Source organism: Tabrizicola sp. (assembly GCF_031377265.1).
Taxonomy (GTDB): Bacteria; Pseudomonadota; Alphaproteobacteria; order Rhodobacterales; family Rhodobacteraceae; genus JAUYQR01.
Genome location: NZ_JANMET010000184.1, coordinates 1 through 8,392, shown reverse-complemented (window position 1 = coordinate 8,392; position 8,392 = coordinate 1). Strand labels below are relative to the sequence as shown.

The window sequence follows — 8,392 nt, the reverse complement described above, 5'->3', positions numbered from 1 at the left end:
GGCGCGCCATATGGTGGTGCCGGTGACACCGCATCCAGGTGGGCCGGCGTTCACGGCCACCGGCAACCCGATCAAGATGTCCACCTTGCCGGAACGCAACGGGCGTGACCCCGCGCCCCTGCTGGACGGCGACCGGGCCGCGATCCTAGCGTGGCTTGACCGGGGGGAGTGACCTTACTTGGGGCTTGCCTTGCGGCGACCGTTTGATAGCCAGTGTCATGGCCTTTCGTACCTTGGACCCAGACAAGATCCTTGCCACCGCTGAAGCGCTTGAACGGCGCGTGGCGGGCCGGTTTCCTGACCGTGGTTTGCACAAGGTCGCGGCCGAGGTGGTGGCCCTGACGCAATCCGTGATTATCGAGACGCGGGCGCTGATCCCGCCGATCTGGTGGCTGCGGGGCGTGATCATTGGCATTGTTCTGGCCGGGGCCGGGCTTTTTCTGTCGGTCGGCAGTGTCATATCGCTCAACCAACTTGGCCGTGACACGGTTGATTCCGTGCAAGGCATCGAGGCTGCGATCAATACGCTGGTGCTGGCGGCCCTTGGCCTGACCGCGCTGATCCGGCTGGAGGCGCGGCTGAAACGACAACGGGTGGCGCGGGGGTTGCATGGCTTGCGGTCGATCATCCATGTGATCGACATGCATCAGTTGACCAAGGACCCGGTTGCCCTGATGCCGGGCTATGCGCCGCGCCCGGAATCGCCTGACCGGCTGGCCAACCCGCAGGATCTGTCGCGGTATCTGGATTACTGCTCGGAGCTTCTGGCAATCACTGGCAAGCTTGCGGCGCTGTATGCGCAGGCGGTGAATGATGAAGGTGTGGCCGAAGCGGTCAATGATATCGAGACCTTGGGCAGCAACCTGTCTCGCAAGGTCTGGCAAAAGATCACCATGGTCGAAGCGATGGCAACGCCCGGCAGATGACTACTGGACGGCCCCTGATCGGCGATCCAGCGCGCCGAACGCCGGAATGAGGCCGCGACCTGCCGCATTCTGCCATTGCAGACGCCCGTGCGCGGATTAGAACCTCATCAGCATGCCATAACCCCCAATCGCCCCCTCTCGGGGCGCACCGAGGCCAGAATGACCGAAGACGCCCTTGTGATCTTTACCCCGTCGGGCAAACGCGGGCGCTTTGCGCTTGGCACGCCAGTGTTGACGGCGGCGCGGCAGTTGGGGGTCGATCTGGATTCGGTCTGCGGCGGGCGCGGGATTTGCTCCAAGTGCCAGATCACGCCGGGTTATGGCGAGTTTTCCAAGCATGGCGTCACCGTCGAGGCGGACGCGCTGAGCGACTGGAACGCGGTGGAAGACCGCTACAAGCGCATTCGCGGGCTGACCGAGGGGCGGCGTCTGGGCTGTCAGGCGAAAGTGATGGGCGACATCGTGATCGACGTGCCGCCGGAAAGCCAGGTCCACAAGCAGGTGATCCGCAAATCCGCGACCGAGCGGGTGATTGCGATGGACCCCGCAACGCGCGCCTACTACGTCGAAGTGGCCGAGCCGGACATGCACGAACCCACCGGCGATTTCGAACGCTTGGCGCTTGCGCTGCGCGATCAGTGGCAGATCGAGGACGTGACGTGTGACCTTCGCCTGATGCGCCGCTTGCAGCCTGTGCTGCGCAAGGGGGAGTGGAAGGTCACAGTGGTGGTTCACAAGGGCAACCATGATACCACGCCGCGGATTCTGGATATCTTTCCCGGTTTCAACGAGAACCCGCTGTACGGGATGGCCATCGACCTTGGGTCGACCACCATCGCCGCGCACCTGTGCGATCTGGCGGATGGGCGGGTGCTGGCATCCTCCGGCGTGATGAACCCACAGATTCGCTTTGGCGAGGATCTGATGAGCCGGGTCAGCTATGCGATGATGAACCCCGGCGGCGATGTGGAGATGACCCGCGCGGTGCGCGAGGCGATCAACTCGCTGGCGGGGGCTTTGGCGGTGGAGGCCGCAGTGCCGCCCACGTCGATCTATGAGACGGTGTTCGTCTGCAACCCGGTGATGCACCACCTGCTTTTGGGGATCGACCCGGTGGAGCTGGGGCAAGCGCCGTTTGCGCTGGCCACCTCAGGCAGCCTCAGCCTCGATGCGCGTGATCTGGATTTGTCGGTGCTGAACGCTTCGGCGCGGGTTTACATCCTGCCCTGCATCGCGGGGCATGTGGGTGCGGACTGCGCCGCTGTGGCGCTGTCGGAAGAACCGGGCAAGTCCGACGACATGGTCCTGATCGTCGATGTGGGCACCAATGCGGAGATCCTGCTGGGTAACAAAACGCGGGTGCTGGCCTGTTCGTCGCCCACTGGTCCGGCGTTCGAAGGCGCGCAGATCAGTTCCGGCCAGCGCGCCGCGCCGGGTGCTATCGAGCGGGTGGAGATTGATCCTGCGACGAAAGAGCCACGGTTCAAGGTGATTGGGTCGGACCTGTGGTCGACCGAGGCGGGGTTTGCGGAGGCCACGGCCACCACCGGCGTCACTGGTATCTGTGGGTCTGGCATCATCGAGGCGGTGGCCGAGATGCGGATGGCGGGCCTTGTCGATCAGGCCGGTCTGATCGGCAGCCCGGAACAGACCGGCACGCCGCGCAGCATCAGCGTTGGGCGCACGCATGATTATGTTCTGCACGATGGCAGCGCTGAGGGCGGCCCGCTGATCACCGTGACGCAAGGCGATATTCGCGCGATCCAGCTGGCCAAGGCGGCACTTTATGCGGGCGCAAAGCTGTTGATGGACGAGATGGGGGTCGAGACGGTGGACCGTGTGACCCTTGCAGGCGCATTCGGTGCGCATATCAGCCCTAAGCACGCGATGGTCTTGGGGATGATCCCGGACGTCAAGCTGGACCGCGTGGTCAGCGCGGGCAACGCCGCTGGCACCGGCGCGCGGATTGCGCTGTGTAATGTCGCCTCGCGCAACGCCATCGAGGCCACGGTGCACGAGATCCACAAGGTTGAAACCGCCATCGAGCCGCGCTTTCAGGAGCATTTCGTCAACGCCAGCGCCATCCCTAACGCGGTGGATACCTTCCCCGAACTTTCGAAGATCGTCACCCTGCCGGAGGTGAGCTTCAACACCTCGGGCTCGGGCGGTGACAGGGGGCGGCGGCGCAGGGGGTGACAGGCCCTGCCCCACTGGTTAACGTGGCCGGATGACCGAAGATCCAATTGCCGAACTGATCGTGAAATGCGCCGCACAAGACCGTGCGGCGTTTCGCGCGTTGTATCGTGACAGTTCTGCGAAACTCATGGGTGTCTTCCTGCGTATCTTGAGGGAACGGTCTGAGGCGGAGGATGCCTTGCAGGAACTTTACACACGGGTCTGGACGCGCGCGGGTCGCTTTGATGCCGCCAAAGGTCGGGGCATGACCTGGCTGATCGCGATCGCCCGCAACCTTGCCATCGACCGCTTGCGTTCCCGCCCTGCGCCCAGCAGCGATGACGGGCTTGATACGGTGGAAGACAACAGCCCGCATGCCGAAACCCGGTTGATTGCCGAAGGCGAAGCGCGCCGGATCGGTGATTGCTTTGCCACGCTGGAGCCGGACCGCGCCGCCGCGGTGCGCGGGGCCTATCTGTCGGGCCTGTCCTACACCGAGCTTGCTGCGCGCCATGACGTGCCGTTGAACACGATGCGCACGTGGTTGCGGCGCAGTCTGGTCAAGCTGAAGGAGTGTCTGGACCAATGACAGACGCCCCGCTGACCCCGCAAGAAGAAGACGAAGCGCTGGCCGCAGAATATGTGCTGGGCGTGCTCGATATTGCTGACCGCAGTGCTGTTGAGGCGCGGGTTAAGAAAGACAGCGCTTTTGCCGCGCGGATCGCGGCATGGGAGAACCGGCTGGCCGGCCTGAACGAGGGCTTTGCCGAGGCCCCGGTGCCAAACCTGCTGCCGAAGATCGAAGCCCGGCTGTTTCCGACTGCGCCACGGCAGCGACGTGGCTATGCCGGCTGGTTTGCAGGCGTGGCGGTGGCTGCGGCATTGGCCATGGTGTCGTTTTCCCTGATCGCCCCGCCGCGCCCCGACGTGGTGGCGACGTTGTCGACCAAGGACACGCGGCTATCCTACCAGGTCAGCCATTTCAGCCAGACGCTGACGGTTACCCGCGTGGCCGGGTCTGCGGCCCCTGAGGGTCAGGTTCACCAATTGTGGATCATCGCCCCCGGCAACGCCCCGGTATCGCTTGGCCTGTTGGCTGGCGAGACGCTGGTGGTGCACTACCCCACGCCACCGGCGGGCTGGCTTCTGGCGGTGTCGGTAGAACCTGAAGGCGGCTCTGCGTCCGGCCTGCCATCTGGCCCGGTGATCCTGTCTGCCCTCGTCAGCACTGACGCATGATCACGAAAGCGTGAGTCTAAGGCCGCGCTGAAACTTCGGGACATATCCCCCCGTTTCTTTGGATGTGAGGCGGGATTGGCCCGCCCCGGATATCTCTGAGGGAACATCACATGAAAGCTTTCCGTATCGCCACTGCGATCCTCGCACTCTCCACCGGCATGGCGCTGGCTGAAAACCCGATGGTTGGCGGCGCTGCCATGTTCGAAGACAAGAACATCATCGAAAACGCCGTGAACTCGGCCGATCACACCACGCTGGTGGCGGCCGTTACCGCCGCCGGTCTGGTGGAAACGCTGTCGGGTGCTGGCCCGTTCACCGTGCTTGCCCCGACCAATGAGGCCTTTGCCAAGCTGCCCGCAGGCACCGTGGAAAACCTGCTGAAGCCGGAAAACAAGGACATGCTGGTCAAGATCCTGACCTGCCACGTCATCGCGGCTAATGCGATGTCGTCGGATATCATGGGCATGGTCGATGCCGATGGCGGCAAGCACAAGGTCACCACCGTCGGCGGCTGCGAATTCACCCTGATGACCAAGGACGGCAAAGTGATGATCGAAGACGGTCAGGGCAATGTCGCCACTGTCACGGTTGCTGACGTGAAGCAGTCGAACGGCGTGATCCATGTCATCGACACGGTCCTTCTGCCGGCGATGTAATCCCTCTCGTCGCAGGGGCTTTGGCGCCGCGCCGGTTGCGTCACTCAACCGGCGTGTGCGCCAGGGTTCTGAACCGGGGCCTGGTTCGCTGATTGTCCCCAGTACCGCGTGACGGCCTCGGCAGGGTCTTCGGGTTTCCCCCCGAAGGCCCGTTTTTCGTTTTGCGCGCGCTGTGCGAAGGAACCGGTTTTCAAATCAATTGACCGCTGATCAGGCTTTGCCTAGGATTTTGCGAATTATTGTTTGGAATTCTGGAGGTGCCTTGATGCGTCTTGTCCCGTTTTTCCTTGCCGCATTGCTTGCCCCGGCAATTGCCTGTGCCGAAGGCAAGTCGATCATCGTGCTGGATGCGTCTGGTTCGATGTGGGGGCAGATCGATGGGCGGGCCAAGCTGGAAATCGCACGCGAGGCGTTGGGCAGCGTGCTGGCGGGCATTCCGGCAGAGGCCGAGATTGGCCTGATGGCCTACGGGCACCGCGAAAAGGGCAGTTGCGATGATATTGAACTGGTGGTGCCGCCGGGGCCGGGAACCGCCGCCGCGATAACAGAGGCTGCCAATACGATGAAATTCCTGGGCAAGACGCCGCTGTCCGAGGCCGTGCGGCGCGCTGCGGCCGAGCTGAAATCGACCGAGGAGAAAGCCACCGTCATCCTGATCACCGACGGGATCGAGACCTGCGAGGCCGATCCGTGCGCGCTGGGGGCGGAGCTTGAAGCCTCGGGCGTGGATTTTACCGCGCATGTCGTCGGCTTTGGTCTGACCGAAGAAGAGGGCAAGGCCGTGGCCTGTCTGGCGGAAAACACCGGCGGCAAATACATCCAGGCCGCAGATGCGGGCAGTCTGGTCGAGGCGCTGAAGACGACCGTGGTGGTGGCCGAACATGAACCCGAACCCCTTCCCGAACCGGAGCCCCCGGCTTTGGCCGACAACGTCGATCCTGATGCACTTCTGGTTGCCGGCGGCCCCGAGATGGACGACCGCATCCTTCAGGACGTCGTCTTCAGCTTTACGCCTGTGGGCGAAGACGGAGTTCCGGTCGGCGACAGCTACACGATCTATGGCCGGTCAAAGGGTGCCCTTGCTGAGGGCAAGTATCTGATGGTTACCGAACTTCACGACGCCCGCGTCGAGCAAATTGTCGAGATCGGCCCGATAAGCACCCTGTCAACGCCAGTCGCGGTGCTGGATGCAGGTGTGCTGAACATCACCCTGCGGCCGTCGCCCGGCGCCGAGCCGGACCCTGATGCCTTTTGGGAAATGCGGGGCCCGAATGACGTGACCGAAAGCAATTATGCCAAGGGTTATCGGGTGTTCCCGGCGGGCGAATACGCGCTTTCGGTGCGGCTTGGCGCGGCAGAGATGACGCAGTCGGTGGTCATCGAGGCCGGCAAGGTCCTCGATCTTGACCTGGTTGTCGGCGTCGGCCTTGCCGTTGTCGAGGCAAGCTATGCTGAAGGGGTCATGGTCGAAGGTGCCGAGCAGTTCGTCGAGATTTTCGAAGCCAAGAAGGCCATCGATGGCACCCGCAAGTCGGTCGCCTATACCTATGGCGCCGGCGCCGATTTCGACCTGCCCGCAGGGGATTACGTGGCCGCGGTCACACTGGGGGCTGCCTCGGTTGAAGTCCCGTTCACGATCAAGGTGGGCGAGAGGGTAGACATCGTCGTTCCCCTGAATGCCGGTGTGGTGGCCGTCACCACCCCTTCCGATCAGTTCATCGAGGTGCTGGCTGCCAAGCCCGACATCAATGGTAACCGCGCCAGCTTTGCTTATTCCTACGGGCCGAACTGGCTGACCACACTTCCGGCCGGTGATTATGTCGTGACGACGAAGAAGGATGACAAGACAACAGAGACCCCCTTTACCGTGGTCGCGGGCGAGCGGGTCGAACTGGCGTTGACCGAGTAGGGATCGCCGGGGGCAAGGCCGCTTGACCTTGTCCCCACCTTCGCTTACCTCAATTGCGAGACGCGGGTGTAGCTCAATGGTAGAGCAGAAGCTTCCCAAGCTTACGACGAGGGTTCGATTCCCTTCACCCGCTCCAATCCCGATCCATTCGCATTGACACGCGCCCTTGGTGGCTTAGCCTGCGCCAACCCATGCAGGAGCTTTGTCATGCCGCATCGTACCGTCGTTACCGCCCTTTGCCTGACTGCCGTTCTTGGCACCTCGGCCTGTGTCAGCCAGACTGCGCCGATCGAAACCTACCCGTTCGTTGGAACCTGGGATTGCGAAGTGGCCACTTTCACCTTCACCAACACCACCTACAACAACGGCACCGAGACGTACCCGATCCTTTCGATTGACCGCGACGACAGGAGTTACACCCTGACGTTTGACGACAATTACATGATCGCCCTTGCGGCTGTGACCGCAACCGGAATGACCTGGGTCTCGGGCGCTACCGGGGATCAGTTCAATTGCAAGCGTTTGCGCTAGAACCACTTCCGTTCTGCCCGGCAACGCGTTAGCACCCCCAAAACCAGCAACGGAGCATCCCATGACCAACACCATCACCCGCTACGGCACCGGCCCGCGCATGTCCGAGGCCGTGGCCTTTAACGGCATCTTGTGGGTAGCGGGCCAGGTCGGCGAGCCGGGCGCATCGGTGGCGGATCAGACCCGCCAGTGCCTTGCCGAAGTAGACCGCATTCTTGCTGCCGCGGGCACCGACAAGACGCGCATCCTTTCGGCGCAAATCTGGCTGGCCGATATGGCGACCTTCGCGCAGATGAACACGGTCTGGGATGCCTGGGTCCCACAAGGCCACACCCCGGCGCGCGCCACCGGCGAGGCCAAGCTGGCCACCCCGGATTACCTTGTTGAAGTGATCGTCACCGCTGCGCTGGCGTGAGGTTGGCGGGGTAAGGAGTTTGGACACCGGCCCCGGAAGGTCTTGATCGCATAGGGATGACAGAATAAGTCATTCGACAGGCGTTGTATTCTTGCGCCATACTGTGATCATTGGCTACTTTCCTGGAGTTTTGCAAATGTCGAATTCCCGAACCCGGCTAAGCCGGAGCGTGCTTGTCGGCGTGTTGATCGTGTCCAACGCCTATGGCGCTTCGGCGCTGACGGTCAAGCGGACCAACCAGCTGATCGATGGGGTCTATGCCCCGGTGCTGATCGTCAAACACAACGGCCAGACCACTGTCCATATGATAGGCAAGGATGGCCTGACCCGCAGCATCATGTTCGATCAGGGCCGCGCCTTGGCCTGGGCACGACAGCTGTATGGTGCCGAGGCGATACTGGCGTCGAATGGCGATGATGACGTCTATGATGACGACGATGGCGGCTCTGACTATTGACCGTGCCACGCGCGCTGCTCGCCAATGAGGCGGGGGGCGGGCGTGGGCATGTGACCACGCTGCGCGCTGCGGCAAAGGCGCTGG

General features: G+C 62.9%; 9 protein-coding genes and 1 tRNA gene. All 10 read left to right on the top strand.

From position 1 onward, the window contains the following. Positions 1-218: 218 nt before the first annotated feature. Positions 219-926 (top strand): hypothetical protein, encoded by a 708-nt coding sequence (locus RMO18_RS10710; protein ID WP_309665834.1) that lies wholly within the window; start codon positions 219-221, stop codon positions 924-926. Between the two features lie 159 nt (positions 927-1,085). After that, positions 1,086-3,122, top strand: coding sequence for an ASKHA domain-containing protein (locus tag RMO18_RS10705; RefSeq protein ID WP_309665832.1), 2,037 nt, complete (start codon positions 1,086-1,088; stop codon positions 3,120-3,122). Positions 3,123-3,153: 31 nt separating this feature from the next. Next, on the top strand, positions 3,154-3,690 hold the full coding sequence (locus RMO18_RS10700) for a sigma-70 family RNA polymerase sigma factor (RefSeq protein ID WP_309665830.1): 537 nt from the start codon (positions 3,154-3,156) through the stop codon (positions 3,688-3,690). Continuing rightward, positions 3,687-4,340 carry an anti-sigma factor domain-containing protein gene (locus RMO18_RS10695; protein ID WP_309665828.1) on the top strand — a complete coding sequence of 218 codons (654 nt, stop codon included), beginning with the start codon at positions 3,687-3,689 and terminating at the stop codon, positions 4,338-4,340. The genes RMO18_RS10700 and RMO18_RS10695 overlap by 4 nt, the downstream gene beginning before the upstream one ends. A 110-nt stretch (positions 4,341-4,450) precedes the next feature. Beyond that, on the top strand, positions 4,451-4,996 hold the full coding sequence (locus RMO18_RS10690) for a fasciclin domain-containing protein (RefSeq protein WP_309665824.1): 546 nt from the start codon (positions 4,451-4,453) through the stop codon (positions 4,994-4,996). A 265-nt stretch (positions 4,997-5,261) separates the two neighbouring features. Continuing rightward, positions 5,262-6,905: a VWA domain-containing protein gene (locus RMO18_RS10685; protein ID WP_309665823.1), complete on the top strand. Its 1,644-nt coding sequence runs from the start codon at positions 5,262-5,264 to the stop codon at positions 6,903-6,905. Between the two features lie 62 nt (positions 6,906-6,967). Beyond that, positions 6,968-7,041 (top strand) — tRNA-Gly (locus RMO18_RS10680). A gap of 71 nt (positions 7,042-7,112) precedes the next feature. Further along, complete coding sequence (locus RMO18_RS10675; protein ID WP_309665822.1) at positions 7,113-7,436, top strand: hypothetical protein; 324 nt, start codon at positions 7,113-7,115, stop codon at positions 7,434-7,436. 61 nt (positions 7,437-7,497) lie between these two features. Next, entirely contained in the window at positions 7,498-7,851 is a 354-nt protein-coding gene (locus RMO18_RS10670) for a RidA family protein (RefSeq protein ID WP_309665821.1), read from the top strand. Positions 7,852-7,987: 136 nt separating this feature from the next. After that, complete coding sequence (locus RMO18_RS10665) at positions 7,988-8,308, top strand: hypothetical protein (RefSeq protein WP_309665819.1); 321 nt, start codon at positions 7,988-7,990, stop codon at positions 8,306-8,308. The last annotated feature ends 84 nt before the right edge of the window (positions 8,309-8,392 follow it).

Excerpts from the sequence above, each read along its gene's own strand:
- RMO18_RS10710 (WP_309665834.1), top strand. The coding sequence starts at position 219 with ATGGCCTTTCGTACCTTGGACCCAGACAAGATCCTTGCCACCGCTGAA.
- RMO18_RS10705 (WP_309665832.1), top strand. The coding sequence starts at position 1,086 with ATGACCGAAGACGCCCTTGTGATCTTTACCCCGTCGGGCAAACGCGGG.
- RMO18_RS10700 (WP_309665830.1), top strand. The coding sequence starts at position 3,154 with ATGACCGAAGATCCAATTGCCGAACTGATCGTGAAATGCGCCGCACAA.
- RMO18_RS10695 (WP_309665828.1), top strand. The coding sequence starts at position 3,687 with ATGACAGACGCCCCGCTGACCCCGCAAGAAGAAGACGAAGCGCTGGCC.
- RMO18_RS10690 (WP_309665824.1), top strand. The coding sequence starts at position 4,451 with ATGAAAGCTTTCCGTATCGCCACTGCGATCCTCGCACTCTCCACCGGC.
- RMO18_RS10685 (WP_309665823.1), top strand. The coding sequence starts at position 5,262 with ATGCGTCTTGTCCCGTTTTTCCTTGCCGCATTGCTTGCCCCGGCAATT.
- RMO18_RS10675 (WP_309665822.1), top strand. The coding sequence starts at position 7,113 with ATGCCGCATCGTACCGTCGTTACCGCCCTTTGCCTGACTGCCGTTCTT.
- RMO18_RS10670 (WP_309665821.1), top strand. The coding sequence starts at position 7,498 with ATGACCAACACCATCACCCGCTACGGCACCGGCCCGCGCATGTCCGAG.
- RMO18_RS10665 (WP_309665819.1), top strand. The coding sequence starts at position 7,988 with ATGTCGAATTCCCGAACCCGGCTAAGCCGGAGCGTGCTTGTCGGCGTG.